Origin of the sequence: Serratia sp. HRI (genome assembly GCF_010119335.3) — a bacterium.
Taxonomy (GTDB): Bacteria; Pseudomonadota; Gammaproteobacteria; order Enterobacterales; family Enterobacteriaceae; genus Serratia; species Serratia nevei.
Genome location: NZ_CP083690.1, coordinates 4,895,636 through 4,921,746, shown reverse-complemented (window position 1 = coordinate 4,921,746; position 26,111 = coordinate 4,895,636). Strand labels below are relative to the sequence as shown.

Here is a 26,111-nt window from a genome sequence, read left to right as displayed (position 1 = left end):
GCGAGCATAAAAAAACCCCGCCGAAGCGGGGTTTCTTTGCGACAGTTAATCGGGAGAGACGATTAACGCAGCAGGGACAGCACGTTCTGAGTAGACTGGTTAGCCTGTGCCAGAACAGAGGTGCCAGCCTGTTGCAGGATGTTGGCACGGCTCATGTTGGACACTTCGGTCGCGTAATCAGCATCCTGGATACGGGACTGAGAAGCGGACAGGTTGTTCACGGTGCTGTTCAGGTTCTTGATAACAGAATCGAAACGGTTCTGTACCGCACCCAGGGAAGAACGCAGGGAGTCAACCTGAGACAGCGCTTTGTCCAGGGTAGCCAGTGGATCAGGCATGTTTACAGCTGCGCCCCCCTTAGCGAAGGTAACTTTTGCTGGAACGTCTGCAGTTGGAGGTGTTGCAGTTGGGTCACCAGCAACTGCAGCGGTAAATGTAGCCTTAGCTTCGGTATAAGACTTCTTACCGTCAGTGCCGGTAGACTCAATCATGTACAGAGCCTTTCCGTCTTTATCGGTACCAGATACAAATTTTTCGTTGGCAGCTAAACCGGTTGGGGCAACAACAGTAGCGTCAACGGTAGTGCCAGCGTTATCGTACTTGATGGTTGAGCCATCAACGATCTGAGAACCAACTTTGTTGCCTTTGTCGGTCACGTTGAAGGTATCCAGACCCAGTTGCTTAGCGTCGATTTTTTTCAGGTCGATATCGATGGTTTCGCCGTCGTTAGCGCCAACCTGAATGGTCAGTTTCTGATCGCTGCTCAGCACTTTCACGCCGTTGAAATCGGTCTGCTCGGAGATACGGTTGATTTCAGACAGACGCTGAGTGATTTCGTCCTGGATGGATTTCAGATCGCTGGAAGAGTTGGAACCGTTCTGCGCCTGTACGGTCAGACGACGAATGTTCTGCAGGTTGTCGTTAACTTCGTTCAGTGCGCCTTCAGTGGTCTGCGCCAGGGAGATACCGTCGTTGGCGTTGCGAGAAGCCTGAGTCAGGCCCTTGATGTTCGCGGTGAAACGGTTGGAGATCGCCTGACCCGCAGCATCGTCTTTCGCGCTGTTGATACGCAGACCGGAAGACAGACGCTCAATCGCAGAGCCCAAAGAAGACTGAGATTTGTTCAGGTTGTTCTGCGCCATCAGAGACAGGCTGTTAGTGTTGATTACTTGTGCCATTGTTTGCTTTCCTTACGAGTCAGTTGCGTTCTTCGCAACACAGTTAAAAGGTTCGGGCTTGTTTGCCCACGGCGTCAACCACCGTCCCCTCAGGTATCGGCCCTCCCCTAACAACCTTTAGCAATTTTTTAAAATTTTTTGCGCCGGCGGCAATGGCGGAAATAACGCGGTTTTTCCCTCTTCTATTGCGCCATCGGTTTTTTGTTTTTTTCGGTAAACTTTTTCATCACTGGGCCGATAACGCGTAAAGCGAATAAAGTCATAATCAAGGAGAATTACTCATGGCAACGATCAGTTCATTAGGTCTCGGCTCAGGACTCGACCTCAACGGCTTGCTGGATAAGCTGACCAAAGCGGAACAACAGCGCCTGACCCCTTACACCACCAAACAATCCAGCTATAAAGCCCAGTTGACCGGTTACGGCACGCTGAAGGGCGCGTTGGAAAAGTTCGACAACCTCAGCAAAGAGATGGCGAAAGAGGACTTCTTCAAGGCCACCACCGCCACCGAACACGACGCCTTCAAGATCACCACCAACGCCAAGGCGGTGCCGGGCAACTATGTGGTGGAAGTGAAGAACCTAGCGCAGGCAGAAACCCTGACCACTCAGGCGAAAGTCAGCGACCAGGGCGCCAAGTTAGGCACCAAAGGCGCCACCGACCGCTCCCTGACCATCACCGCCGGCAACCCGCCGAAAGCCACCAAAATCCCGCTGAGCGACGATCAAACCTCGCTGGTTGAGCTGCGCGACGCCATCAACGGCGCCAAGGCCGGCGTCACCGCCAGCATCATGCGCGTCGGCGACAACGACTATCAGCTGGCGATCAGTTCCTCCACCACTGGTGAAAACAACAAGATTTCCCTCCAGGTCGACAACGACGACAAACTGGGCGATATCCTGAACTACACCGCCACCCGCGGCACCACCACCGCCATGAAGCAGACGGTCGCGCCGCAGGACGCGGAGCTGATGGTGAACGGCACGGCCATCAAACGCAGCACCAACTCGATCAGCGATGCCCTGCAGGGCGTCACCATCGATCTGAAAACCAAAACCAAAACCAATGAACCGCAACACCTGGTGATCAGCACCAACACCGCCGGCACCACCGACAAGATCAAAGAGTGGGTCGACAGCTATAACTCGCTGCTGGACACCTTCAACGCGTTGTCCAAGTTCACCCCGGTGAAAACCGGCGAAGCGCCAAACCCAACCAACGGCCCGCTGCTGGGCGACAACACCCTGCGCGGCATTCAGTCGTCGATCAAAAGCGCGCTGAGCGCCGCCCAAGACAATCCGGAATTAAAAGGTCTGGGCAACCTCGGCATCTCTACCAACACCAAAACCGGCAAGCTGGAAATCGACAGCGCCAAGCTGAAGAAAGCGATGGATGAAAAGCCGGATCAGGTCAGCAACTTCTTCGTCGGTAACGGCAAAGACACCGGCATGGCCACCGAGATCCACAACGAGATCCAGAGCTACATCAAATCCGGCGGCATCATCGAGAACTCGACCAAAAGCATCAACACTAACCTCGATCGCCTGAACAGCCAGATCACCACGGTCACGGCCAGCATTCAAAACACCATCGATCGTTATAAACAACAGTTCGTTCAGCTGGATACCATGATGTCGAAAATGAACGGCACCAGTAACTATTTGGCTCAACAGTTCAAATAACCCTTTAACAAGGCAAAGAAAACAGCATGTATAACCGTAGCGGCACTCAGGCCTATGCACAGGTCAGTCTGGAAAGCGGCGCCATGAGCGCCAGCCCGCACCAGTTAATCGTGATGTTGTTCGACGGGGCGCTCAGCGCCCTGCTTCGCGCACGCATCCTGATGAACCAGGGCGATATCGCCGGCAAAGGCCTGGCGCTGTCCAAAGCCATCAACATCATCGACAACGGCCTGAAAGGCGGCCTGGACCCTCAGCAGGGCGGCGAGATCGCCGAAAACCTGGCGGCGTTGTACGACTACATGAAGCGTCGGTTAATGCAGGCCAACCTGCATAACGACGAGGCGGCGATCACCGAAGTGGTCAAACTGCTGGAGAACATCGCCGACGCATGGCGCCAGATCGGCCCCAACTACCAACCTTCGCAGGACGCCGTGTAATGGAACGTCAACAGCAGCTGTTAGCCGCTTATCAACAAATTTACAGCCTGAGCAGCCAGATGATCGCGCTGGCGCAAACCGGGCGCTGGGAAGAGCTCGTCGAACTCGAATTCGCCTACGTGACGGCGGTGGAAAAAACCGCCGCCTTTACCGGGCAAGCCGGCCCGTCTATGGCCTTGCAGGAGATGCTGCGCAATAAGCTGCAACAGATCCTCGACAACGAAACCGAGCTCAAGCGTCTGTTACAGCAGCGCATGGATGAGCTGAAAACGCTGATCGAGCAGTCCACGCGCCAGAACGTGGTCAACAATACCTACGGCCAGTTTCATGACCGCGCGCTGTTGCTGGGGGAACCACAGGTCCGATAAGATCGACAATACTGACGAAAATGGATTAAATAGCACCATGCGCTATTACTCTCGGGTTACGTTAGGATATTAATCTATGGCATTTGAATTATTCAGTTTATGGGTAATTGGTAAAATGCGCACTTCGAGCCTGGCTCTCACTTTAATGGATAAGCATCATCCCGACACGGACGTTTTCTGTTCAGCAGGAAATTGATTTTTGATAGATAAAACACGCCGCTGTGTTTCACAGCCCATGGAAAAATGTTGCTCCAACGCGGATCAAAGCGTAAAGATATTCCCAGATAATGGCTGCGAAATGAATATCGATGGAACGTACAATTAATCTCTGTCCAGGAATTGGTGCCTCAGCGCACATCGTTCAGCATACTGAATTATTATTCCCTTCAGTTTATTTTGAGCAACCACATCTGTATCTGATACAACAAGGCCATAAGCGCGTACGCTGGCAACAACACGAAGTGGTGGCTCATCCCGGCGAGCTGTTGATTATCGACGGGGGGCAAACGGTGGATATTATTAACGGCCCCTCCGAAGAGGGCGTGTTCAGCTGTCAGTTGCTGACCTGCGACCCTCTGCTGCTCACTTTTCAGCCTCCGGCCGAGGAAACGCCGGCGCCGATGCCGTTCGATGCCGTCCTGGCGCTGCGCAATCTACCCTGCGCCCTGAAGCACAGCTTTGAGACCACCAGCCTGGCGCTGGCGCTCCGGCAGCGTTTTCCCACCATCATCGTGCGGCACAAAATGCTGGAAATTCTGCTGTGGCTGGCCCAGTTCGGCATTCGCTTCATCCACAACGAAGCCAAAGACCTGACGCAGCGCGTGCGCCGCTGCCTGGCAACCGATCCGCACAGCATTTGGACCGCGGCCAAAGTCGCGGAGAGCCTGTCGATGAGTGAAGTGATGCTGCGCCGCAAACTGTCGATGGAAAATACCGCGTTGCGCAACCTGATGATCGACGTGCGCATGAGCAGTGCGCTGGCCCTGCTGCAATCCACCGACTGGCCGATATCCGCCATCGCACAACATGTCGGCTATGAAAGCGCGTCGCGTTTCGCCGAACGTTTTCGCAAGCGCTTCGGCTTTGCGCCGACCGCCATTCGCGGCCACCAAAGGATTATGGAACCTGGCCCCCTGGGGGCCGAAGCAATAGCCGCCGGAGAAACATAAATAAACGCGCAACAAAATGGCTTTATTTGGCACAGGTCCCTAACAGTTGTCACAACGCTGAGATAGGCTACGCAACGTCGAACCGCCGAAGAGCAAATTAAACGATGCGTAATGAAAAGCGATTATTTTCTCTGGCAATAATGTTGTTGGGGCTGTGGCTTTTAGCATTGCTGTATGAAGAAGACATGATGCGCTTACTTGCCGCACAATAAAATGGCCAGGCTTTTATCGCCTGGTCAGACTTCAGTCCAGTTTAACCAGAATGCCAATTAATACGACGAGTACCGTCAGCATTAAAATACTGATCAGACGCCATCTGGATTCGCTTTTCGTGCTCATTGACCTACCTCGAATAATAACCCTACTAATCAGGCCATAATAAAGGGTCATCAGGGCATTCAATAAGCCTGACAGCACCGTTTTCGTCCCTCTATTCGGTACATTAGCGCCCATTTCCTGTCGGTTGCGGCTCCGGCCCTTAGCGTTGTGATACCGACGGCGCCGCAAGCGCCAATTTCCCCGGCAGCTCCGCCACCAGTTTGTCCACCGCCAGTCTCACCTTGAGCGGCTGGTAAGGCATATAGGGCCATACCACATTCACCGGAAAACTGAGGCTGGACTCACCGCGCATGATCTCCACCAACGTCCCCGCCGCCAGCCGATCGCGTACCAGCCACTCCGGCAGCCAGGCAATACCGGCACCGGCGGAAACGGCATCGACGATCCCCTGCATGTCATCCATCATCATCTTGGCCGGTGGCCTGAACGGCTGCAGCTCGCCGTTTTCGCCGCGAAGTTGCCAGGGCAACACCGCGCCCGCGTGCAGATACCCCACCGCCTGATGGCGGCTTAACGCGTCCATCGTGATCGGCTCACCGCTGCGCCGCAGGTAGTCGGGCGAAGCACACAGGAGCATGCCGTGTTCCCCCAGGCGCCGGGCAACCAGACTGCCGCTGTCCGCCAGCTCGCCGATGCGTACCGCCAGATCGACCCCTTCGTCGACCAGATCGATCCTGCGGTCGCTGAACGAGATTTCCAGCGTCAGCAACGGATGCTCATTCGCCAGCGCCGTCAGCAAGGGGGCGATGCACAGGTGGCCGAACAACACCGGCACCGAGACCCTGAGCCGGCCGCTGACCTGCATCTTGCCGCTGTCCAGCTGATTTTCCGCCGCCTGTATGTTCGCCAACGCCTGCCGGCAGTGCTCGTAGTACAGTGCCCCTTCATCCGTCAGGCTCAGGCTGCGCGTAGTGCGCATAAACAACATCACGCCGAGCCGCGCCTCCAGCCGCGACACGATTTTGCTGACCGCGGAGCGCGTCAGATGCAGTTTTTCTGCGGCGGCGGCAAAACTGCCGCCTTCCGCCACGGCGACAAAAGCCGGCAGCGCGCTGAGATCGCTTTTCATTTTATAGTTTCCAAATTGGAATCAATTAAGTGAAAACCTATCACCACTGGTGAACAGCAAGCAATGATAACCTGCAGTCATTCCGGAATTACCGGTGAAAACCACAGATGACCGTCAGAGGACAACCACATGAAAAAAATACTGGTGCTCAAATCCAGCATTATGGGAAATGACTCGCAGACCAATAACCTGATTGACCGCTATCTGGCGGAACGTCGGGCCAAAGGACACGAAGATAAGATCGTCGAGCACGACCTGACGGCGTTGGATCTGCCGGTATTGGACGGCGAGCTGTTCAGTGCGCTGCGCGGCGCGGAAAACACCAGCCCACGCGCCCAAGCGGCGGTGGCGCTGTCCGATCGGCTGATTGCCGAACTGAAAGGGAGCGATCTGCTGCTGATCGGGGCGCCAATGTACAACCTCAACGTACCGACCCAGCTGAAAAACTGGTTCGATCTGGTGGCCCGCGCCCGGGTAACGTTCAACTATACCGCCACCTATCCGGTCGGGTTAGTCGAGGGCGTCAATGCGCTGGTATTCAGTTCACGCGGCGGCGTACACGCCGGCCAGCCGACCGACGCCGTGACGCCCTACCTGCGGTCGGTGCTGGGGCTGATGGGGATCGGCGACGTGCAGTTTATCTATGCCGAAGGGCTGGATATGAAACCGCATGGCCTCGCGCAGGGACTGGCGAACGCTCACGAACGGATTGCGGAATTGGTATACTGATTAATGAAGTGAGGAAAGTCTTGTCCCTCAGTCAGCTATCTGAGCTGACACTCACTTTTGCAAATTATTGCCGCTTTGGTTTAATGATTAATAATATGCCAGTAAGTGTGGTACTTTTAACTATGCTGGCTAATAATCTAGCATAATTATGATCGGTTTCACGGAGAGCGCTGTCTCCACACTCCCGCTTACATACAGATAAGTTAATTTTAGACTAATATATTCATCATGTGGTAATGCATATCAATTGACATTAACAACCACTACGCATTACGCGTCGACACGAACTGTTACTTTGTAACAAACCAAAGCTCAGAGCCTTTTTCTATACGAATGATTCTACCATCGTATTGCTCAGGTCCACCACGATAAGAGAAATCAGCTGTTAAACCCAGATTGTTTTTCCCATTCCCTGCTTTGATAATCAAACCTATAAATGTATCTTCTGCACTTTGAATCACAACATTAAAATATGTTCCTACCGGCATATTGGGCAACGCATGTATAACACATGTTCCGTCAGACGTAGAAACAGTGTAAGTCATTCCATGTTGAGGAATCCAGCCGGTACTCTTTGCGTTAATAGCATTCCCTCCTGCAGACGCAGATAAATGGCTCCCATTATAAGACTTAACCTCGAGCATCTCGCAGCGATACTTATTATCTAGACCGTCATAAAAAAACTCAATAATTCGCTCATTTGAGATCCCCCAACCGAGGTCATACGAGCCACCAACGATGGCACCGTTGAGGCTTAGCACCACAGAACGGTCCGAGCTGCGCACACAAAAGTAAAAGCTACGTGGGCAATCACCACGATTTGGTGCAATCAACGTCACCTTATATGATGCATTAGCCCAGTAGACAGTATCTGACTGAGGGATAATAGAGCAGTTTTCTTTAATTCGAATGAAATTGTTCGGAATAACTTGGGAGCTTATTGCCGCTGAAGTTGCCGTTTTGCATCTATAAAGGTCCTGAACACCTTTCGCCGTCAAGCCCTCATACCTCCCTGACTTTATAGTGCCATGTCTAAATTTTGGTAAACGCAATTTTTGTGGCTTACTGAAGGAAAAAAAACCATCCCGCGACGTTATATAAGTTATCCCATCGAAAGTATCATTCGGATCAAATATCATTGCCCACTCGCCTGTTTTTAGCTGAAACAAACAAGGAGCCTCTATGCCAGAGCGCATAAGATATTCGATTTCCGCACCACCGGCTGACATACTTACCGTGCTGACATATTCATATGGTCCTAAAAATGACGTGCTGTGAAAAACATCAATCACACCATAGTTTTCTCTTTTTGCCGCAAGTAAATATTTTTTATTTTCAATATCTTTGACAATATCGGCATCGATACGACTATATTTATTAATGCTTCCATCAGATTCATGATAATCGATGCGTGATGGTTCAGAGAACCGCATCTCATTTATATCCGTGCATTTAGCAATATATGTACCAAAGTAATTCGATTTGGCCGTTGGTGAAGACGATTGATCATAGCCTAAGTAAATACTAATAATAACATAAAGCTCATCACTCTCAACAATGAGTTCTGGAGCCCATAATTTATCTGCACCTCTTGTTCCTTTGCCCCAGGCTTTTTTCCGGCTACAAATAGCTTCATTTCCATTAAGTTTGACATTGACACGCTTCCAATTTATTAAGTCTTTACTGGTGTATACGAGCATGTCATAATTTTCAACCAAATTTTCCGTTACAGCGACAAACCAATTATTTTTGAAAAAACAAATTGATGGATCACGCCCTGCAATTGATTTTTTACCATCACTCAATTGAGTGGGATCACTCCAGTTAAGACCATCGTGAGACGTAACTAAATTAACCGCATTCGTGTTTGTCTCAAAAAATGTAGCATAGTAAATATCGGCAGTGCTTTTTATAAAGCCTAATGAGTCCAACTCTTCACCTACGGTGACATTTTTATACCCAATAAAATCGGCCCCAGTAGAGGAAGATAGCTCTGACAACTTCCCATCAATATATAAGTTAGCAATATAAGGCTCATATTGACGGACATCGGGAATATAAAACTGCTGCCCCCCCTCACGATCATGCACAGCCAAGGCATAGCTTTCCAGCGTAACAAGCCTCCCCCCTTCATTGTTGATGCGAGGAGCACTACTTTCATCGAGCAATATAGGCTGTGAAACAAGCATACGGGAGCCATCTTCCCGTTCCAGATACACAGGAATCTGGTTTGCCGACACAAGAGGATCGGTATCAGCTCTGCCTATATACATTTGGCCATTCGCACTGCCTTTGAATGAGCTTACGAGCGTGAGCAATCGAGGAGGGATCACACTCAGTGAAGCTATGTTAGGCAACAGAAGTCCGTTGTCTTTTGCCCAAGCCGGCGAGGTGAGCGCGCCACCGAAAAAAAAGGAGACCAGACCTTTGACTACGCTTCTGCGATCCATGAGTTACTCCAAGTTAAACACGCTAAGATACAAAATAGCATATTTTCCTATTTAAATTAGAGTAAACGGGGAGAGTTTTTATCGAATTAATGCTAAAAATTGTGAGTAATCTTGACTAAAACCCCTTACGCTTTATTCAGTTGATTACTGAGTGATTAAGTTTATTTTTCAATGCAATTAGAAAAGAAAGAAAACAACAAATGCCTATGTTGGGAAAATAGCCTCTAATTAACAATACCCGTTACAATTATGCAAGCGCAGACCACATCAATCGTCAGAGCACCATGTTTACCCCTCCCCCCATAAAATACGAAGAATTACACGCCAGCCATAGGGGTTTCGTTCTAAAAACAAGTGAATAGTAAATAAAACCAGCAAAGTGAAATATATGCATAGGATATGCTGTCGAACATTTTATCTTATGCATAAAGTTTTCATCACACCGGCATATTCATAATATCTTGGTAGGCCGCCACCAGCTTGTTGCGCACCTGCACGCCCAGCTGCAAAGAGACCGACGATTTCTGCAGATCGACCATCACATCGTTCAGGCTGATGCCCGGCACGCCCAGTTCGAAATCCTGCGCCTGCTTGCGCGCCGTTTGCTGGGTCTCGCTGATCTTGCCGAGCGCCGCGGTCAGTTCGCTGGCGAAGCTGACGCCCTGTGGCGCCGCATTCTGCCCCATTTTGCCGGCCTGAACCGCCATGGTCTGCATCTGCTGCAGTACCCCTTCAATGCCCTGAATCGCCATCTGATCCTCAATCATCTCGTCTCGCCGGGTGACGTTTCACCCTGCACTTCTCCAATGATGCACACCCTAGCACAGCGTTTTCAGACCTAAAGCGGCTAATTAACTGCAAAAAACCCGGCTTATCGGGCAATCAGAATCGTCTGACAAGGCGAATAATGGCCTGCCCAGAAATGGGAGCGCCGCTATTTAGAAGATATGTGTATCAGGGAGTCTGTTTTGTCACACAACGCTAACCATACCGTTCATCAGCCTGGCAGGGAGCTGCTCAGCGGCCCGTACGGGATCGTGAGCGCCATTGAAGGACGAGACCTAAAATGAGTGCTTCGATAACCGCCGGCGAAAGCCGCGACAACGGCCTGCAGGCCATCTGGAATCGTCTGCGCGCCAACCCGAAAATTCCGTTGCTGGTCGCCGCTTCCGCCGCGATCGCGATCGTCGTCGCGCTGCTGTTGTGGGTAAAAAGTCCCGACTACCGCGTGCTGTACAGCAATCTGAACGACCGCGACGGTGGCGCCATCGTCACCCAGCTGACGCAGATGAATATCCCTTACCGCTTTGCCGAAAATGGCGCAGCGCTGCTGATCCCGGCGGAAAAGGTGCATGAAACCCGCCTGCGCCTGGCGCAGCAAGGGCTGCCGAAAGGCGGCGCCGTCGGCTTCGAACTGCTGGATCAGGAAAAATTCGGCATCAGCCAGTTCAGCGAGCAGATCAACTATCAGCGTGCCCTCGAGGGCGAGCTGTCGCGCACTATCGAATCGCTGGGGCCGGTGCAAAACGCCCGCGTTCACCTGGCGCTGCCTAAACCTTCGCTGTTCGTGCGCGAACAAAAATCCCCTTCCGCGTCGGTAACGCTGACCCTGCAACCCGGCCGTGCGCTGGACGATGGCCAGATCAACGCCATCGTTTATATGGTGTCGAGCAGCGTCGCCGGCCTGCCGCCGGGCAACGTGACCGTGGTCGATCAGGCTGGCCGTCTGCTGACGCAGTCCGACGGCACCGGGCGCGATCTCAACGCCTCGCAGCTGAAATACGCCAACGAAGTGGAAAACGGCTTCCAGCGCCGCATCGAAGCGATCCTCGCCCCGGTGGTCGGCAGCGCCAACGTGCGTGCGCAGGTCACGGCGCAGATCGACTTCGCCACTCGCGAACAAACCGATGAACAGTACCAACCTAACCAACAGCCTGACAAAGCCGCTATCCGCTCTCAGCAAACCAGCCTGAGCGAGCAGATCGGCGGGCCACAGGTAGGCGGCGTGCCGGGCGCACTGTCCAATCAGCCGAGCGCGCCGGCCACGGCGCCGATTGAAACCGCCAAGCCGGCCATCGCGCCAGGCAACAATGCCAACGCCAACGCCACCGCGCAAAACGCCGCGACCACCCGCAGCGCGGCGGCCAGCGGCGTACCGCAAAATACCCGTCGCGACGCGACCACCAACTACGAGCTCGACCGCACCATTCGCCATACCCAGCAAAAAGCCGGCACCGTGCAGCGTTTGTCGGTCGCCGTGGTCGTCAACTATCTGGGCACCGATAAAGACGGCAAACCGCAGCCGATGAGCAAAGAGCAGCTGGCGCAGATCGAAGCGCTGGTGCGTGAAGCGATGGGTTACTCCAGCAGCCGTGGCGATACCCTGAACGTGGTCAACACGCCGTTTACCGACAGTCAGGTGACCGGTGGCGAACTGCCGTTCTGGCAAAGCCAGTCGTTTATCGATCGTCTGCTCGACGCGGGCCGCTATCTGCTGGTGCTGCTGGTGGCCTGGCTGCTGTGGCGCAAACTGGTGCGGCCGCAGCTGCAACAGCGCCAGGCGGCGCAACAGGCCGCCGCCGCCGCCGCCAACGCCCCTGCCGCCAAACCGGTCGACAGCAGCAAACCGAGCAACGAGGAGCTGGCGCAGCGTCGTAAATCGCAGCAGCGCGTCAGCGCAGAAGTCCAGAGCCAGCGGATCCGCGATCTGGCTGACAAAGACCCACGCGTGGTCGCTCTGGTAATCCGCCAATGGATGAGTAACGAGATATGAGCCTGACCGGAACCGACAAAAGCGCCATCCTGCTGATGACGCTGGGTGAAGATCGCGCGGCGGAGGTGTTCAAACACCTCTCCTCGCGCGAAGTACAGCTGCTGAGCGGCACCATGGCCGGCATGAGCCAGGTTTCGCACAAACAGCTCGGCGAAATACTGACCGAGTTTGAAGACGACGCCGAGCAATACGCGGCGCTGAGCGTCAACGCCAGCGACTACCTGCGTTCGGTGCTGGTCAAAGCGCTGGGCGAAGAGCGCGCCGCCAGCCTGCTGGAAGACATTCTCGAATCGCGCGAGACCACCACCGGCATGGAAACGCTCAACTTTATGGAGCCGCAGAGCGCTGCCGATCTGATCCGCGACGAACACCCGCAGATCATCGCCACCATTCTGGTGCACCTCAAACGCGGCCAGGCGGCAGATATCCTGGCCCTGTTCGACGAACGCCTGCGCAACGACGTGATGCTGCGTATCGCCACCTTCGGCGGCGTACAGCCGGCGGCGTTGGCGGAGTTGACCGAAGTGCTGAACAATCTGCTCGACGGCCAGAACCTCAAGCGCAGCAAAATGGGCGGGGTGCGCACCGCCGCCGAGATCATCAACCTGATGAAAACCCAGCAGGAAGAAGCGGTCATCGACGCGATGCGCGAATACGACGGCGAGCTGGCGCAGAAGATCATCGACGAGATGTTCCTGTTCGAAAACCTGGTGGAGGTCGACGATCGCAGTATCCAACGCCTGCTGCAGGAAGTGGAAGGCGAGTCGCTGCTGATTGCGTTGAAAGGCGCCGAGCAGCCGCTGCGCGAGAAGTTCCTCAAGAACATGTCGCAACGCGCTGCCGACATCCTGCGCGACGATCTGGCCAACCGTGGGCCGGTGCGCATGTCGCAGGTGGAGAACGAGCAGAAAGCCATCCTGCTGGTGGTAAGACGCCTGGCGGAAAGCGGCGAAATGATCATCGGCGGCGGCGAGGACACCTATGTCTGATCGCATTAACACCCTGCCCTGGCAGCCCTGGTCGCTCAACGACCTGGGCGAACAGAAACCGGCTGTCGAACTGCCGCAGTTGCCGGATCTCGAGCTTGACGATCCGTCGCCGGACGCACAGGCCGAATTGCAGCAGCAGTTGGCGACGCTGCGCCTGCAGGCGGAGCAACAGGGCCAGCAGTTGGGCTATGCCGACGGCCAGCAAAAAGGCTATGAGGCCGGTTTTCAGTCCGGACTGGAGGAAGGCCGCCAGCAAGGGCTGCTGGAAGCGCAACAGCAGCAGCAGCCGCTGACCGCCCACTGGCAGCAGCTGGTCACCGAATTCCAGCACACGCTGGACGCGCTCGACAGCGTGATCGCTTCGCGGCTGATGCAGCTGGCACTGACCGCCGCCAAACAGGTGCTGGGCCAGCCGCCGGTGTGCGACGGCACTGCCCTGCTGGCGCAGATCCAACAGCTGATCCAACAGGAACCGATGTTCAACGGCAAGCCGCAGCTGCGGGTGCACCCGGACGACTACCCGCGCGTCGAGCAGCAGCTGGGGGTCACCCTCAGCCTGCACGGCTGGCGCCTGCTGGCGGACGGCGAGCTGCACCCGGGCGGCTGCAAGGTCAGCGCCGAGGAAGGCGATCTCGACGCCAGCCTGGCGACGCGCTGGCATGAACTGTGCCGCCTGGCGGCACCGGGAGAAGTCTGATGACCGCGCGTCTCGGCCGCTGGCTGAGCTCTCTGGATACGCTGGAAAAACGCATCGCGCGCGCGCCGACGGTGCGCCGCTACGGTCGCCTGACCCGCGCTACCGGGCTGGTGCTGGAGGCCACCGGCCTGCAGCTGCCGCTCGGCGCGACCTGCCTCATCGAACGGCACGACGCCGGTGAGGTGCAGGAAGTGGAAAGCGAAGTGGTCGGCTTCAACGGCCAGCGGCTATTCCTGATGCCGCTGGAAGAAGTGGAAGGCATCGTGCCGGGCGCGCGGGTTTACGCCCGCATCGCGCCGGAAGGCCAAAGCGCCGGCAAACAGCTGCCGCTCGGCCCGGCGCTGTTGGGGCGGGTGCTGGACGGCAGCGCCAAACCGCTCGACGGCCTGCCTTCACCGGAAACCGGTTACCGCGCGCCGCTGATCACTGCGCCGTTCAACCCCTTGCAGCGCACGCCGATCGAGCAGGTGCTGGACGTGGGGGTGCGCACCATCAACGGACTGCTGACCGTCGGCCGCGGCCAGCGTATGGGCCTGTTCGCCGGCTCCGGCGTCGGCAAGAGCGTGCTGCTCGGCATGATGGCCCGTTATACCCAGGCGGATGTGATCGTCGTTGGCCTGATCGGCGAGCGTGGCCGCGAGGTCAAAGACTTTATCGAGAACATTCTCGGCGCCGAAGGCCGGGCGCGCTCGGTGGTGATCGCCGCGCCGGCGGACGTGTCGCCGCTGCTGCGCATGCAGGGGGCGGCCTACGCCACCCGCATCGCCGAAGATTTCCGCGATCGCGGGCAGCATGTGTTGCTGATCATGGATTCCCTCACCCGCTACGCCATGGCGCAGCGTGAGATCGCCCTGGCCATCGGCGAGCCGCCGGCGACCAAAGGCTATCCGCCTTCGGTCTTCGCCAAGCTGCCTGCGCTGGTGGAACGCGCGGGCAACGGCATCAGCGGCGGCGGTTCCATCACCGCCTTCTACACCGTGTTGACCGAAGGGGACGATCAGCAAGACCCGATCGCCGACTCGGCGCGCGCAATTCTCGATGGCCACGTGGTGCTGTCCCGGCGCCTGGCGGAAGCCGGTCACTACCCGGCGATCGACATCGAAGCGTCAATCAGCCGCGCCATGACGTCGCTGATCGACGAAGAGCATTACCGCCGGGTGCGCACCTTCAAACAGATGCTGGCCAGCTATCAGCGCAACCGCGATCTGATCAGCGTCGGCGCCTACGCGGCGGGCAGCGATCCGTTGCTGGACAAGGCGATGACGCTGTATCCGCAGATGGAAGCTTACCTGCAACAGGGCATCTTTGAACGCAGCGGCTATGATGAAGCCTGTCAACAGCTGCAGCAGTTGATTGTTTAACGTCACCAGAGGCGCACAGCGATGAAATCACAATCTCCCCTGATTACCCTGCGAGATCTGGCGCAGGATGCGGTGGAACAGGCCGCACAACAGCTGGGTCAGGTACGGCAGGCGCAGCAGGCGGCAGAGCAGCAGCTGTCGATGCTGCTCAACTATCAGGACGAATACCGCCAGAAGCTGAATCATACGCTCTGCGACGGCATGGACAGCTCACGCTGGCAAAACTACCAGCAGTTTATCGGCACGCTGGAACAGGCCATCGACCAACACCGCCAGCAGCTGCTGCAGTGGGGGCAGAAAGTGGATCATGCGGTGAAGCAATGGCAAGACAAACAACAGCGGCTGAACGCTTTCGAGACCCTGCATACCCGCGCTCTGACGGCGGAGCAGCAGCAGGAGAACAAACGGGATCAAAAACTGATGGATGAGTTCGCTCAACGCAGTGCACAAAGGAATATCAACCCATGAATCTGAACGCCCTGCCCGGCCTGGCCTTACCCGGCGACGCCGGCGGCCTGGCCGAACTGACGTCGGCGCTGGATGAGAGCCAGCTGTCGTCCGCTTTCGCCCAGCTGCTCGGCGCTCGTTTCGCGCCCGCCGCCGACGGCAAACAGCCGCCGGTCGCGCTGAGCGCGGACGAAGAACGCGCCCCGGCCCTGAGCCGCAACCAGCTCAATCAACTGCTGGCCACCTTCGGCGAGCGCGGCGGCCTGCTGCCGGGCCAGACCGTCTCAGCCGACGCGCTTTCAGCTGAGGGCGCCGAGGGCGAAGCGCCCACCGCCGGCGACAAACCGGCGCAGCCGCCGATCGCCGCCGCCAAAGAGCTGGATGCCGCAACGCTGCAGGCGCTGTACGCCATGCTGCCGGCCGCGATCGTCGCCCAGGCGCAACCGGCCGAAGGCCAACGCTCGCTGCCGGTGGATAGCGCTGACGAAGCGACTGCGCTGCAGCCCGGCAATGGCCTGCTGAACATCGCGGCGGCCGGTGATAAAACCGCCGCGCGTTCATCGGCATCCCCCGCTCCGTCGCTGACAGGGGCGAAAACGTCGGCTACCGACGGCGATAATGCCAAGGCGGCGCTCCCGCAACCGACCAACGGCGAACGTGCAAGCACCGCACAACCGCTGCCGGCGAGCGATGCGCAGCAGCCACCGACGCTCAACCACGCCGTCGCCCTGGCCGCCGCCAGCCCAACGCAAACGGCCGCTCCTGCCAGCGCACTGGTGACCGCACCGCCTGCGCCGCAGCTCAACGCGCAGCTGGGCAGCCCGGAGTGGCAGCAGGCGTTGAACCAACAGGTGCTGATGTTCCACCGCAACGGCCAGCAAAGCGCCGAGCTGCGCCTGCACCCGCAGGAACTGGGCGCCCTGCAGATCACGCTGAAACTGGACGATCAGCAGGCGCAGCTGCACATCGCCTCCGCTCACGGCCAGGTGCGTGCGGCGGTGGAAGCGGCGATGCCGCAGCTGCGGCACGCGCTGGCGGAGAGCGGTATCAACCTGGGGCAGAGCAGCGTGGGCGGCGAGTCCACCCCGCAATGGCAGCAGCAGGCGCAACAGCAGGCTTCCAACGGCCAGGGGCGTTCCAGCTATGCTGAACATCATGGCGGTGACGGTGCAGCCGCCGAGGGCGTCAGCGCACCGGCGGCGCTGCAGCGTATGGCCAGCGCGGTCAACGGCGTCGATATTTTCGCCTAAGCCGCCGCAAACGCCCAAGCTGGCACCCATTTGCGCGTCTATTCAGGCTATTGCACGCCGCAATAGACGCGATAATACCTTTACCCGTCATACTTGAAGCTGCATCTTTGTTGGCTGCATTTGCGCGCCCCAGTCACATAGTTACCTATGCTCCTGGGGACTTACAAATTTGCCGCCGCGATGCAGCCCCAATTATTTTGGGTAAATTATGTCGTGCGTGCGGCTTTTATACGCGCTATGTACCCGATATCCGCGAGATACTCGGTTGCAGCTTGAAATATCAAGTATATATGCCCTATGGATTTCAAGCTGCAGCTAGGCGGCCAGCGCATGAGTCCCCAGGAGCTTACTCAAGTAAGTGACTGGGGTAAGTGCGTGCAGCCAACAACGCTGCGGCTTGAAAGACGACGGGTATAACAACAGGAATTAGATTTCGCTATGTCTCAGAACTCCCTTCCGGCAGCACCGAAACGCCCCCTTCTGGTCATCCTGCTGGTCTTGATCAGCGTCGTCGCCTGTGGCGCCGCGGGCTACAGCTGGTGGCTGCTGCAACAGCATAAAAACGGTGCCGAACCGGCCGCCGCCAAACAGCAACCGCCGGCCGCGCCGGTGTTCATGCCGCTCGACACCTTTACCGTCAACCTGGTGACGCCGGACAACAACCCGGATCGCGTGCTGTACATCGGCCTCACGCTGCGTCTGCCGGACGAAAGTACCCGCCGCCAGCTGAACGATTTTCTGCCGGAAGTGCGCAGCCGTCTGCTGATGCTGCTCTCCCGTCAGGAAGCGAGCCAGCTGGCCAATGAACAAGGGAAGCAACAGTTGGTGGCGCAGATTAAGGACGTGCTCAGCCCGCCGCTGGTTAAGGGACAACCGAAGCAGGTGGTCAGCGACGTGCTGTTCACCGCCTTCATACTGCGGTAATCACTATGGGCGATAGCATTCTTTCACAGGCAGAGATCGACGCCTTGCTCAACGGCGACAGCGCGGGTGATGAACCCGAAGCGATAGTCGGCAAAGAGAGCGAGGTCAAGCCTTACGATCCGAACACCCAGCGCCGCGTGGTGCGCGAGCGTCTGCACGCGCTGGAAATCATCAACGAACGTTTTGCCCGGCAGTTCCGCATGGGGTTGTTCAACCTGCTGCGCCGCAGCCCGGACATTACCGTCGGCCCGATCAAAATCCAGCCGTATCACGAGTTCGCCCGCAACCTGCCGGTGCCGACCAACCTGAACCTGGTGCATCTGAACCCGCTGCGCGGCACCGCCCTGTTCGTGTTCGCGCCGAGCCTGGTGTTCATCGCCGTCGATAACCTGTTCGGCGGCGACGGCCGCTTCCCGACCAAGGTCGAAGGCCGCGAGTTCACCCCGACCGAACAGCGGGTGATCAAGCGCATGCTGCGCCTGGCGCTGGACGCCTACGGCGACGCCTGGAGCGCCATCTACAAGATCGACGTAGAGTACGTGCGCGCCGAAATGCAGGTGAAGTTCACCAACATCACCACCTCGCCGAACGACATCGTGGTCACCACGCCGTTCCAGGTGGAGATCGGCGCGCTGACCGGCGAGTTCAACATCTGCATTCCGTTCGCGATGATCGAACCGCTGCGCGAGCTGTTGACCAACCCGCCGCTGGAAAATTCGCGGCAGGAAGACAGCCACTGGCGCGAAACCCTGGTGAAGCAGGTGCAACACTCCGAACTGGAGCTGATCGCCAACTTCGTCGATATCCCGATGCGGCTGTCGAAAGTCCTGAAGCTGCAGCCGGGCGATGTATTACCGATAGACAAGCCGGAACGCCTGATCGCCCATGTGGACGGCGTACCGGTTCTGACCAGCCAATACGGCACGTTGAACGGGCAATATGCCCTGCGTGTTGAACATTTGATTAACCCTATTTTGAATGCTCTGAGTGAGGAACAGCCCAATGAGTGATCCTAAGCAACCGTCTGGCGAAGGAAAGGAATCCGTAGACGATCTGTGGGCTGATGCGTTTAACGAGCAACAGTCGACAGAGAAATCCGGCGCAAGCACCGAAGGGGTGTTCAAGTCGCTGGAAGCTCAGGATGCGCTCGGCAGCCTGCAGGATATCGACCTGATCCTGGATATTCCGGTCAAGCTGACCGTGGAACTGGGGCGCACCAAGATGACCATCAAAGAGCTGCTGCGCCTGTCGCAAGGCTCGGTGGTGGCGCTGGACGGCCTGGCCGGCGAGCCGCTGGACATCCTGATCAACGGTTACCTGATCGCACAAGGTGAAGTGGTGGTGGTGGCCGACAAGTTCGGCGTGCGCATCACCGACATCATCACCCCGTCCGAACGCATGCGTCGACTGAGCCGCTGATGACCGTCGCGGCGCCCGTTACCGTCCAAAGTACTCAACCACCCGCCGCGCCGGCCTTGCCGGCCGGTTCGGTGTTGATGCAGGTCAGCAGCGCGCTCGGCGGCATTCTGCTGCTGATCCTGCTGGCCGGTTGGCTGTTCCGCCGGCTGGGCTTCGCCCCGCAGGCGCGCAACAACAAGCTGCTCAACCTGCGCGCCAGTTGCCAGGTCGGGCAGCGCGAGCGCGTGGTGGTGGTGGAAGTCGACGATACCTTGCTGGTATTGGGCGTCACCGCCCAGCAGATCACCCCGCTGCACACCCTGCCCGCCCCGCCGAAAGACGAGGGTGCGGCCGATGCGGCGACGCCGGCGGACTTCCGCCAACTGATGCAAAAAGTTCTGAAACGCCCGGAAAAATCGGCATGACCTCGACTCTTCATACCCTCGTCCGCCGTCCGGCGGTTTGGTTCCCTGCCGCCCTGCTGTTCATCAGCCCGGCGGCTTTGGCGCAACTGCCGGGGCTGATCAGTCAGCCGCTGGCCAACGGCGGCCAAAGCTGGTCGCTGCCGGTGCAGACGCTGGTGCTGTTGACCTCGCTGACCTTCCTGCCCGCCATGCTGCTGATGATGACCAGCTTTACCCGCATCATCATCGTGCTCGGGCTGCTGCGCAACGCGCTGGGCACCCCGTCGGCGCCGCCGAATCAGGTGATGCTGGGGCTGGCATTGTTCCTGACCTTCTTCATCATGTCGCCGGTGTTCGACAAGGTCTATCAGGACGCCTACCTGCCGTTCAGCCAGGACAAGATCGGGCTGGAGGTCGCGCTGGATAAAGGCGCACAGCCGCTGCGCGAATTCATGCTGCGCCAAACGCGCGAAACCGATCTCGCGCTGTACGCCAGGCTGGCCAATCAGCCGCCGCTGGCCGGCCCGGAGGCGGTGCCGATGCGCATCCTGCTGCCCGCCTACGTCACCAGCGAACTGAAAACCGCCTTCCAGATCGGCTTTACGGTGTTCATTCCGTTCCTGATTATCGACCTGGTGGTCGCCAGCGTGCTGATGGCGCTGGGGATGATGATGGTACCGCCGGCCACCATCTCGCTGCCGTTCAAGCTGATGCTGTTCGTGCTGGTCGATGGCTGGCAGCTGCTGCTCGGCTCGCTGGCGCAGAGTTTCTATTCGTAACCCCCCGATCGGAGAACGCGAGATGACACCTGAATCGGTTATGGCGCTCGGCACCGAGGCGATGAAAGTGGCGCTGGCGCTGGCCGCGCCGCTGCTGCTGGCGGCGCTGATCAGCGGCCTGGTGGTCAGCCTGCTGCAGGCCGCCACCCAGATCAACGAAATGACGCTGTCGTTCATCCCCAAAATTCTGGCGGTGGTGGCCACCATCATCATCGCCGGCCCCTGGATGTTGAACCTGCTGCTGGACTACATGCGCACCCTGTTCAGCAACCTGCCCACCCTGATCGGCTAACCGTGCTCACCTTCGACAGCGCCCAGCTCACCGTCTGGCTCAGCCACTATTTTTGGCCGCTGCTGCGCATTCTGGCACTGATAAGCACCGCGCCGATATTCAGCGAAAAGCAAATCAGCAAAAAGGTCAAAATCGGCCTTGGCGGGCTGATCGTCATCCTGATCGCGCCGACGCTGCCCGCCAGCAATATCCCGATCTTCTCCGCCGCCGGCCTGTGGCTGGCGATTCAACAGATTCTGATCGGCGTGGCGCTGGGATTGACCATGCAGTTCGCCTTCGCGGCGGTGCGCCTGGCGGGGGAAGTGATCGGCATGCAGATGGGCCTGTCGTTCGCCACCTTCTTCGATCCCAGCGGCGGCCCGAACATGCCGGTGCTGGCGCGCCTGCTCAACCTGCTGGCGATGCTGCTGTTCCTCAGCTTCGACGGCCATCTGTGGCTGATTTCGCTGCTGGCGGACAGCTTCCACACCCTGCCTATCCAGACGCAGCCGCTGAACGGCAACGGCTTCCTGGTGCTGACCCAAGTCGGCTCGCTGATCTTCATCAACGGCATGATGCTGGCGCTGCCGCTGATCTGCCTGCTGTTGACGCTGAACATGGCGCTCGGCTTGCTCAACCGCATGACGCCGCAGCTGTCGGTCTTCGTGATCGGCTTCCCGGTCACCATGACCTTCGGCATCATGACGCTGGGCATGATGATGCCGATGTTGGCCCCGTTCTGCGAGCATCTGTTCGGTGAAATCTTCGATCGGCTGGCAGCGGTGATCGGCGGCATGACCTTCTAAGCCCCTGCTCACCCCCTTCCTCCCCCGTTTTCGCCTGAGACAAAATGGCAATAAAAACGCTTTCTTGGGACAAAAGCCTGAGAAACGTCTTTTATCCGGATTAAGGTTCAAATGTCTCCGGTGGCTTGAATAAATAAAACCCTGACCTAGAATAGACCCGGCAACAAAAAATATCGCCTTTCACCCCTTATTTTTTGCAGCGATAAAGTACGTTTATCTCGAGTAAAAAATAAGAATAACACAGCCACGCATTGTTAAATGCGCGGCAGATAACTTACACCCTGAATAAATGCGTCCGGCAGCCTGCCGGCTGCAGGGCGCAGCATCGACCTTTGCTAACCACAGGAGCGAGATCATGATTAAAGCGAAAAGCAACCGCAAAGCACGCCGGTTATTCGGCATGGCCCACTGGAAGAGCAACAAATTTAAAGTTGCCATCAGCGAAACGGCCGCTGGTGAAAAATGGAAAGTGGTGAAGAAAAAGAAATAATCCCGTACGGTTTTTAGCAAAACATTCCGGGTTGCGCCCGTATCCGGCCTCTGCTGCGCCATTCGACGCAGCACCGGGACGGCAACCCGGCTCCTGCCGTAACCGGCATTGATCACCCGTCGGCAAGTCATGTCGACATCCTGTGCATTTCATTGTCAGGAATGAAATAATGCAGCACGTCGCCCTCGCTGACACGCTAAATTTAAAGATAATGCATTAATAATTTGCTTTACTCACATCTCTTATTTATTCACTGACAAGAAAAATCGATTTCCCACCTTATTCCCCCAGCGTTATATTGGAAGAAACCTTGCAGACAGCACACTGCAAGTCTCGCCCAAATATAACCGGTGTAAATATGAAGATAAAATTCCAGCTGAGTGATTTATTCATCAGCGGCATCGCCCTTTTGATCATGAGCACTATTTTAAATACGCTGGGCTTTTCCTGGGGGTTATTTATTCTTCCGCCTGGCGTCGATAGTTTCGTCATCATCCCGTTTACTTTATTTGGCTCATTGAAGTTGGCCGAGTGCCTCTATACGCCAATACGGTGGCTGTTCAATGAGAGCCGCAAGCCTCAAATCGAAAACAACAACCCTAAAAATAACGCCAAGTCGCGTTAACAGGAGATCGACCTATGTTGAGAGAACTGGCCAGAGAAGAAATGCAACGGATGGGCGGTGCCGGCGACGGCAATAACGGCGGCGACCGAGATCGCGACTATGGCCGAAGCTCCTACGGCGCGCAGGCGAACGGCTTCCAGCCTAATTGGGCGGCTAAAGGCTATGGGCTATTTCAGGATCCTTGTACCGGCTCGGTGGTTACCGGTGCCATTGCCATGGCCGGCGCCCTGGCCAGCCGTAACGGCAGTGCGATTGGCACTGCGGCGGCCTCAGCCTTCGTCAACATAGGCAGTCAATGCACTAAAGGGTCCGGCAACGATCGCGGCGTGCCTTTCCGCTAAGGCTTAAGGTGAATGGGGAACACGCAGACAAAAAAAGGCGCGTCACTCAGTCAGTAGTGGGAGAACGAGCGACGCGCCAAACGAGTGCGCCCGGTTTCAAGAAGCCTCCCTCCCCGCGGGGCGGAGAAGGCGTTTTCTAAGCGCACTAAAGGGAAACCCGTCGCGGTCAGGCAACGGGGTCTTGCTCTTAACGATTCATCTGGAACAGCGACATGCCCTGCATATCGCTGAAGGTTTTATACGACGCCTGCAGCGCCGCCTGCTGCATAAAGTAAGACGAGATAGACTCAGCCAGATCGGCGTCCGTCAACGCGCTCATCTGGACCTGATTGGTCATGTCGCGCTCTTTACCGATGCTGTCCAACTGATCCATTTCCTGCAGCTGGCTGCCCAGCTCGGCGCGCACGCTCAGCACGTTGTTGTAGGAGTTGTCCAGGCCGCGGTTGGCTTTCGCCAGCGCATCGTTCACCTGCTGCTTGGTGGCCTCATCGGCGCCCTGCAGCGGTGTTTTCAGCGCGTTCAGCGCGATATCGATACTCTCGAACACGTTGCTGACCGGCGCGCTGCCGTCAGGCTCAGGCTTCGGGTTGCTGGTCAACGACATGAACACCGCGTTGCCGGTATGGCCGATGGTCATGGTGCGGTTGGCGTCCACCTTCTGCTGAACCGTCTTGTCGCCGCCCTGATAGCTGACGGTGCCGCCGTTGTCGACAAACGGCGCCTTGTCGTTCACGTATCCGCCGAACATATAGCGGCCGTTGCCGTCGGTGCTGTTGGCCTGGTTCAGCAGCTGATCTTTCAGCCCCTGCAGTTGGGTGGCCAACGACTGGCGGTCGTTATCGCTTTCCGTGCCGCCGGCGTTGACGATCAGCGCTTTCATGTCCGCGATGGTGGACGTCGCGCCGGCCAATACCGTTTCTTCCATCGAGACGCTTTGGCGAGCGAAAGTACGCGCCAGCGTGTATTGGCTGTTTTCCGCCTGCGACTGCGACAACATCACCGCGCGCGACGCCGCCAACGGATCGTCGGACGGGTTGATCACTCGCTTGCCGGAGGAAAGCTGCTCGGCGGCCTTCATGAACAGCGACTGGTTGCCCGTGATGCCGTTCATGTTTTGTTGGTACATCATGCCGGTACTCATGCGCATGCTGTGGGTTCCTTACTCTGAGCGACCGGCGCCGTTATCGGCGCCGGTTAACAATGAAATCAACGAATTTTCAGCAGCGCATCGAACAGCGAGCTGGCGGTCTGAATCACCTGCGCGTTGGCCATGTAGTACTGCTGGAAACGCAGCAGCTCGCCGTACTCTTCGTCAAGGTTAACGCCGGACATCGACTGCTGTTGCTCGCCCAGCTGCGTGACGATCTTGGCCTGCGAAGTGGCGATCGCCTTGGCGGCAGCGGTCTGGTTACCGACGCCGCTGACGATGCCGGCGTAAGCGCCGCTCAGGGTCGCCTTGCCGTCCACCAGGTTTTTGGTCTGCAGATCCAGCAGCTTCTTGGCGTTTTCGTTATCGCCGCGGCCGCTGTCGTCTTTACCGGCGGCGGCGATCTTGGACGAATCGGTGATGGCCACTTTCAGGTTGCCCGCCACGTCGCTGACCGGCTTCACGGTGAAGCTGTCTTTAGCCTGCGCATTGCCGTCGATGCTCACTTCCAGCCCATCGAAGTTCAGCGTCGGTTTGCCGTCCGCGCTGGTGCCCGGCGTGGCGTTGACTTTCACGTTGTCCGGCAGGCGGCTGACCTGCCAGTTGCTGCCGTCGAACTCGACGCGATAATCGTTGGCCTTCACCTTGCCGGTGTCGGTGTAGGCGACCGACAGCGACGCGTCGCCGGTGTTGCGGGTGTTATCCACCACCCGGCCACCGCTAAAGCTGAAGAAGTCGCCGCCTGCATCGCCGTTCAGGTCGAAACCGGCGCGATGCTGCTGGTTAAAGCTGTCCGCCATCGCCAGCGCCAACTGGCCCAGCTGATTGCGCACGCCGTCCAGCGTCTCGCTGCGGAATTTCAGCACACCGCTCAGCGTGCCGCTGGTGATCTGGCCTTCCGGCACTTCGCTGGCGCCATTGCCGCGGTTATAACCAATGGTCAGGCGGGAAGGATCGCTGCTGGAAGGCACGGCTTCCACCTGATACGTATTGCTGCCCTGCACCAGGGTCAAACCGTTGGCGAAGGAAACGGTATAGGCGTCGCCGTCCTGTTGCGTGACCTGCACGCCCACCAGCTGATTCAACTCGGTAACCAGCTGATCGCGCTGATCCAGCAACGCATTCGGCTCGCCGCCGGCGCTGCCGCGCAAACGGGTGATCTCGTCGTTCAGCTTGGCGATCTGTTGGCCGTAGCTGTTGATCTGCTGCGCCGTATCGCTGATCTGCTGATTGACGCCGTTGTCCATGTCGCGCAGGAATTTGTCGGTGTTATTGAACTGGTTCACCAGGCCGTTGGCCTTGCCCAACACCGTCTGGCGCGCGGCGTCGTCACCGGCGTTGCTCACCAGGTTCTGCAGGTTGGTGAAGAAATCCTGCATGTTGGTCGACAGCGGGTTGGTTTTGCTCGCCAGCAGGTTGTCTATCTGCGAAATCTTCTCGTAATAGGCGTTTTGCGCCCCGAAGGCGCTTTGCGCGCCGCGCAGCTGGTTGGTGATGAACTGGTTGTACTCGCGGTTGACGCTGGTGACGGTCACGCCGTTGCCGATAAAACCGCTCATGGTGGCCATGCCGCCGTTCTGCGCCAGGATCGCGGTCTGGCGGTTATAGCCCGCCACGTTGTAGTTGGAGATGTTGTTGCTGACGGTACTGAGCGCCACCTGAGCCGCATTCAGCCCGCTCATCGCGGTATTGATTAAGCTATTGGACATCGGGATTCCTTATGCTGCGGCGCCGGTGGCCCACAGGGTTCTAATTGAGCTGCTGAGCCTGTTCGCTCAGCCTGTCTCGGTTATCGGCAAAAATGAGAAGAACTTGAGGAAAAAAAGCGGCAATGCGGTCAGCATCCAGCCAGCCTTCATTACCGCCTATCCCCTCAATAATTGGCGTCGCAGCAAGGCGACAAGCAAGGGCGTCCCCGGGAGCCTGGTTAAGCCAAGTGACCGGGGCGAGCTTGTGCAGTCAACGCCGCTGCGGCGTCAAGCCTGACG

At 57.4% G+C, this 26,111-nt stretch carries 28 protein-coding genes; 22 read left to right on the top strand and 6 right to left on the bottom strand.

All coding sequences use genetic code 11. The annotated features are described in order from the left end of the window. Window positions 1-62 precede the first annotated feature (62 nt). Complete coding sequence (locus tag GF111_RS23535; protein WP_055316326.1) at window positions 63-1,178, bottom strand: flagellin FliC; 1,116 nt, start codon at window positions 1,176-1,178, stop codon at window positions 63-65. A 281-nt stretch (window positions 1,179-1,459) separates the two neighbouring features. Between GF111_RS23535 and fliD the strand changes: the two genes are divergently transcribed. From fliD to GF111_RS23515, 4 genes are all read left to right on the top strand, one after another. Further along, complete coding sequence (gene fliD, locus GF111_RS23530) at window positions 1,460-2,860, top strand: flagellar filament capping protein FliD (RefSeq protein WP_134268268.1); 1,401 nt, start codon at window positions 1,460-1,462, stop codon at window positions 2,858-2,860. A 26-nt stretch (window positions 2,861-2,886) separates the two neighbouring features. Next, window positions 2,887-3,297: a flagellar export chaperone FliS gene (gene fliS, locus GF111_RS23525; RefSeq protein WP_047730474.1), complete on the top strand. Its 411-nt coding sequence runs from the start codon at window positions 2,887-2,889 to the stop codon at window positions 3,295-3,297. After that, on the top strand, window positions 3,297-3,665 hold the full coding sequence (gene fliT / locus GF111_RS23520; protein WP_038876898.1) for a flagella biosynthesis regulatory protein FliT: 369 nt from the start codon (window positions 3,297-3,299) through the stop codon (window positions 3,663-3,665). The genes fliS and fliT overlap by 1 nt, the downstream gene beginning before the upstream one ends. Before the next feature lie 308 nt (window positions 3,666-3,973). Then, window positions 3,974-4,834, top strand: coding sequence for a helix-turn-helix transcriptional regulator (locus GF111_RS23515; protein WP_038882061.1), 861 nt, complete (start codon window positions 3,974-3,976; stop codon window positions 4,832-4,834). A 478-nt stretch (window positions 4,835-5,312) separates the two neighbouring features. Here the strand turns inward: GF111_RS23515 and GF111_RS23510 are convergent, their stop codons facing one another. Then, window positions 5,313-6,242, bottom strand: coding sequence for a LysR family transcriptional regulator (locus GF111_RS23510; RefSeq protein WP_047730472.1), 930 nt, complete (start codon window positions 6,240-6,242; stop codon window positions 5,313-5,315). A 129-nt stretch (window positions 6,243-6,371) separates the two neighbouring features. Here GF111_RS23510 and GF111_RS23505 point away from each other — a divergent pair, with 129 nt between their 5' ends. Further along, window positions 6,372-6,971, top strand: coding sequence for an FMN-dependent NADH-azoreductase (locus GF111_RS23505; protein ID WP_047730471.1), 600 nt, complete (start codon window positions 6,372-6,374; stop codon window positions 6,969-6,971). Window positions 6,972-7,261: 290 nt separating this feature from the next. Here GF111_RS23505 and GF111_RS23500 read toward each other — a convergent pair whose 3' ends face one another. Both GF111_RS23500 and fliE read right to left on the bottom strand, forming a co-directional pair. Further along, window positions 7,262-9,421 carry a phage tailspike protein gene (locus GF111_RS23500; protein WP_055313207.1) on the bottom strand — a complete coding sequence of 720 codons (2,160 nt, stop codon included), beginning with the start codon at window positions 9,419-9,421 and terminating at the stop codon, window positions 7,262-7,264. A gap of 437 nt (window positions 9,422-9,858) precedes the next feature. Further along, window positions 9,859-10,173: a flagellar hook-basal body complex protein FliE gene (gene fliE / locus GF111_RS23495; protein WP_025159836.1), complete on the bottom strand. Its 315-nt coding sequence runs from the start codon at window positions 10,171-10,173 to the stop codon at window positions 9,859-9,861. 314 nt (window positions 10,174-10,487) lie between these two features. On the opposite strand from fliE, the gene fliF reads away from it, so the two are divergent. From fliF to GF111_RS23415, 16 genes are all read left to right on the top strand, one after another. Beyond that, window positions 10,488-12,194 (top strand): flagellar basal-body MS-ring/collar protein FliF, encoded by a 1,707-nt coding sequence (gene fliF, locus GF111_RS23490; RefSeq protein ID WP_038876884.1) that lies wholly within the window; start codon window positions 10,488-10,490, stop codon window positions 12,192-12,194. Then, complete coding sequence (fliG, locus tag GF111_RS23485) at window positions 12,191-13,183, top strand: flagellar motor switch protein FliG (protein WP_033634975.1); 993 nt, start codon at window positions 12,191-12,193, stop codon at window positions 13,181-13,183. Before fliF ends, fliG begins: the two co-directional genes overlap by 4 nt. After that, window positions 13,176-13,880: a flagellar assembly protein FliH gene (gene fliH, locus GF111_RS23480; RefSeq protein WP_038876881.1), complete on the top strand. Its 705-nt coding sequence runs from the start codon at window positions 13,176-13,178 to the stop codon at window positions 13,878-13,880. The genes fliG and fliH overlap by 8 nt, the downstream gene beginning before the upstream one ends. After that, a complete protein-coding gene (fliI, locus tag GF111_RS23475; protein ID WP_004934781.1) occupies window positions 13,880-15,241 on the top strand; it encodes a flagellar protein export ATPase FliI in 1,362 nt (453 codons plus the stop codon). Before fliH ends, fliI begins: the two co-directional genes overlap by 1 nt. 21 nt (window positions 15,242-15,262) lie before the next feature. Further along, window positions 15,263-15,709 carry a flagellar export protein FliJ gene (gene fliJ, locus GF111_RS23470; protein WP_033647768.1) on the top strand — a complete coding sequence of 149 codons (447 nt, stop codon included), beginning with the start codon at window positions 15,263-15,265 and terminating at the stop codon, window positions 15,707-15,709. After that, entirely contained in the window at window positions 15,706-16,938 is a 1,233-nt protein-coding gene (locus GF111_RS23465; protein ID WP_147190145.1) for a flagellar hook-length control protein FliK, read from the top strand. The genes fliJ and GF111_RS23465 overlap by 4 nt, the downstream gene beginning before the upstream one ends. A 438-nt stretch (window positions 16,939-17,376) precedes the next feature. Then, window positions 17,377-17,862, top strand: coding sequence for a flagellar basal body-associated protein FliL (gene fliL / locus GF111_RS23460; RefSeq protein ID WP_004934797.1), 486 nt, complete (start codon window positions 17,377-17,379; stop codon window positions 17,860-17,862). A 5-nt stretch (window positions 17,863-17,867) separates the two neighbouring features. Further along, window positions 17,868-18,872, top strand: a complete 1,005-nt coding sequence (gene fliM, locus GF111_RS23455) for a flagellar motor switch protein FliM (RefSeq protein ID WP_025303254.1) — start codon at window positions 17,868-17,870, stop codon at window positions 18,870-18,872. Beyond that, entirely contained in the window at window positions 18,865-19,281 is a 417-nt protein-coding gene (gene fliN, locus GF111_RS23450; RefSeq protein WP_038876868.1) for a flagellar motor switch protein FliN, read from the top strand. Before fliM ends, fliN begins: the two co-directional genes overlap by 8 nt. Next, window positions 19,281-19,685: a flagellar biosynthetic protein FliO gene (gene fliO, locus GF111_RS23445; RefSeq protein ID WP_038876866.1), complete on the top strand. Its 405-nt coding sequence runs from the start codon at window positions 19,281-19,283 to the stop codon at window positions 19,683-19,685. Before fliN ends, fliO begins: the two co-directional genes overlap by 1 nt. Then, window positions 19,682-20,443, top strand: a complete 762-nt coding sequence (gene fliP, locus GF111_RS23440) for a flagellar type III secretion system pore protein FliP (protein ID WP_047730468.1) — start codon at window positions 19,682-19,684, stop codon at window positions 20,441-20,443. The genes fliO and fliP overlap by 4 nt, the downstream gene beginning before the upstream one ends. Before the next feature lie 22 nt (window positions 20,444-20,465). Beyond that, window positions 20,466-20,735, top strand: coding sequence for a flagellar biosynthesis protein FliQ (gene fliQ, locus GF111_RS23435; RefSeq protein WP_004934803.1), 270 nt, complete (start codon window positions 20,466-20,468; stop codon window positions 20,733-20,735). A 2-nt stretch (window positions 20,736-20,737) separates the two neighbouring features. Beyond that, window positions 20,738-21,520 carry a flagellar biosynthetic protein FliR gene (gene fliR / locus GF111_RS23430; RefSeq protein WP_033632754.1) on the top strand — a complete coding sequence of 261 codons (783 nt, stop codon included), beginning with the start codon at window positions 20,738-20,740 and terminating at the stop codon, window positions 21,518-21,520. A 355-nt stretch (window positions 21,521-21,875) separates the two neighbouring features. Then, window positions 21,876-22,010 (top strand): stationary-phase-induced ribosome-associated protein, encoded by a 135-nt coding sequence (gene sra, locus GF111_RS23425; protein ID WP_004934807.1) that lies wholly within the window; start codon window positions 21,876-21,878, stop codon window positions 22,008-22,010. A 358-nt stretch (window positions 22,011-22,368) separates the two neighbouring features. Further along, on the top strand, window positions 22,369-22,635 hold the full coding sequence (locus tag GF111_RS23420) for a hypothetical protein (RefSeq protein WP_047730467.1): 267 nt from the start codon (window positions 22,369-22,371) through the stop codon (window positions 22,633-22,635). A 14-nt stretch (window positions 22,636-22,649) separates the two neighbouring features. Then, window positions 22,650-22,976: a hypothetical protein gene (locus GF111_RS23415; RefSeq protein ID WP_048234359.1), complete on the top strand. Its 327-nt coding sequence runs from the start codon at window positions 22,650-22,652 to the stop codon at window positions 22,974-22,976. 187 nt (window positions 22,977-23,163) lie between these two features. On the opposite strand, the gene flgL is transcribed toward GF111_RS23415, so the two are convergent. Next, entirely contained in the window at window positions 23,164-24,123 is a 960-nt protein-coding gene (gene flgL / locus GF111_RS23410) for a flagellar hook-associated protein FlgL (RefSeq protein ID WP_038876856.1), read from the bottom strand. A gap of 59 nt (window positions 24,124-24,182) precedes the next feature. Further along, window positions 24,183-25,832 carry a flagellar hook-associated protein FlgK gene (gene flgK, locus GF111_RS23405; protein WP_055313212.1) on the bottom strand — a complete coding sequence of 550 codons (1,650 nt, stop codon included), beginning with the start codon at window positions 25,830-25,832 and terminating at the stop codon, window positions 24,183-24,185. On the opposite strand from flgK, the gene GF111_RS23400 reads away from it, so the two are divergent. Continuing rightward, window positions 25,825-26,109: a hypothetical protein gene (locus GF111_RS23400; RefSeq protein ID WP_038876852.1), complete on the top strand. Its 285-nt coding sequence runs from the start codon at window positions 25,825-25,827 to the stop codon at window positions 26,107-26,109. The genes flgK and GF111_RS23400 overlap by 8 nt on opposite strands. Window positions 26,110-26,111: the final 2 nt, after the last annotated feature.

Excerpts from the sequence above, each read along its gene's own strand:
- fliO (WP_038876866.1), top strand. The coding sequence starts at position 19,281 with ATGACCGTCGCGGCGCCCGTTACCGTCCAAAGTACTCAACCACCCGCC.
- fliP (WP_047730468.1), top strand. The coding sequence starts at position 19,682 with ATGACCTCGACTCTTCATACCCTCGTCCGCCGTCCGGCGGTTTGGTTC.
- fliJ (WP_033647768.1), top strand. The coding sequence starts at position 15,263 with ATGAAATCACAATCTCCCCTGATTACCCTGCGAGATCTGGCGCAGGAT.
- fliS (WP_047730474.1), top strand. The coding sequence starts at position 2,887 with ATGTATAACCGTAGCGGCACTCAGGCCTATGCACAGGTCAGTCTGGAA.
- GF111_RS23535 (WP_055316326.1), bottom strand. The coding sequence starts at position 1,178 with ATGGCACAAGTAATCAACACTAACAGCCTGTCTCTGATGGCGCAGAAC.
- GF111_RS23505 (WP_047730471.1), top strand. The coding sequence starts at position 6,372 with ATGAAAAAAATACTGGTGCTCAAATCCAGCATTATGGGAAATGACTCG.
- GF111_RS23515 (WP_038882061.1), top strand. The coding sequence starts at position 3,974 with ATGGAACGTACAATTAATCTCTGTCCAGGAATTGGTGCCTCAGCGCAC.
- GF111_RS23510 (WP_047730472.1), bottom strand. The coding sequence starts at position 6,242 with ATGAAAAGCGATCTCAGCGCGCTGCCGGCTTTTGTCGCCGTGGCGGAA.
- fliN (WP_038876868.1), top strand. The coding sequence starts at position 18,865 with ATGAGTGATCCTAAGCAACCGTCTGGCGAAGGAAAGGAATCCGTAGAC.
- flgK (WP_055313212.1), bottom strand. The coding sequence starts at position 25,832 with ATGTCCAATAGCTTAATCAATACCGCGATGAGCGGGCTGAATGCGGCT.
- fliE (WP_025159836.1), bottom strand. The coding sequence starts at position 10,173 with ATGGCGATTCAGGGCATTGAAGGGGTACTGCAGCAGATGCAGACCATG.
- sra (WP_004934807.1), top strand. The coding sequence starts at position 21,876 with ATGATTAAAGCGAAAAGCAACCGCAAAGCACGCCGGTTATTCGGCATG.
- fliQ (WP_004934803.1), top strand. The coding sequence starts at position 20,466 with ATGACACCTGAATCGGTTATGGCGCTCGGCACCGAGGCGATGAAAGTG.
- fliD (WP_134268268.1), top strand. The coding sequence starts at position 1,460 with ATGGCAACGATCAGTTCATTAGGTCTCGGCTCAGGACTCGACCTCAAC.
- fliL (WP_004934797.1), top strand. The coding sequence starts at position 17,377 with ATGTCTCAGAACTCCCTTCCGGCAGCACCGAAACGCCCCCTTCTGGTC.
- fliG (WP_033634975.1), top strand. The coding sequence starts at position 12,191 with ATGAGCCTGACCGGAACCGACAAAAGCGCCATCCTGCTGATGACGCTG.
- GF111_RS23465 (WP_147190145.1), top strand. The coding sequence starts at position 15,706 with ATGAATCTGAACGCCCTGCCCGGCCTGGCCTTACCCGGCGACGCCGGC.
- fliH (WP_038876881.1), top strand. The coding sequence starts at position 13,176 with ATGTCTGATCGCATTAACACCCTGCCCTGGCAGCCCTGGTCGCTCAAC.
- fliF (WP_038876884.1), top strand. The coding sequence starts at position 10,488 with ATGAGTGCTTCGATAACCGCCGGCGAAAGCCGCGACAACGGCCTGCAG.
- fliM (WP_025303254.1), top strand. The coding sequence starts at position 17,868 with ATGGGCGATAGCATTCTTTCACAGGCAGAGATCGACGCCTTGCTCAAC.
- GF111_RS23420 (WP_047730467.1), top strand. The coding sequence starts at position 22,369 with ATGAAGATAAAATTCCAGCTGAGTGATTTATTCATCAGCGGCATCGCC.
- flgL (WP_038876856.1), bottom strand. The coding sequence starts at position 24,123 with ATGCGCATGAGTACCGGCATGATGTACCAACAAAACATGAACGGCATC.
- GF111_RS23500 (WP_055313207.1), bottom strand. The coding sequence starts at position 9,421 with ATGGATCGCAGAAGCGTAGTCAAAGGTCTGGTCTCCTTTTTTTTCGGT.
- fliT (WP_038876898.1), top strand. The coding sequence starts at position 3,297 with ATGGAACGTCAACAGCAGCTGTTAGCCGCTTATCAACAAATTTACAGC.
- fliI (WP_004934781.1), top strand. The coding sequence starts at position 13,880 with ATGACCGCGCGTCTCGGCCGCTGGCTGAGCTCTCTGGATACGCTGGAA.
- GF111_RS23415 (WP_048234359.1), top strand. The coding sequence starts at position 22,650 with ATGTTGAGAGAACTGGCCAGAGAAGAAATGCAACGGATGGGCGGTGCC.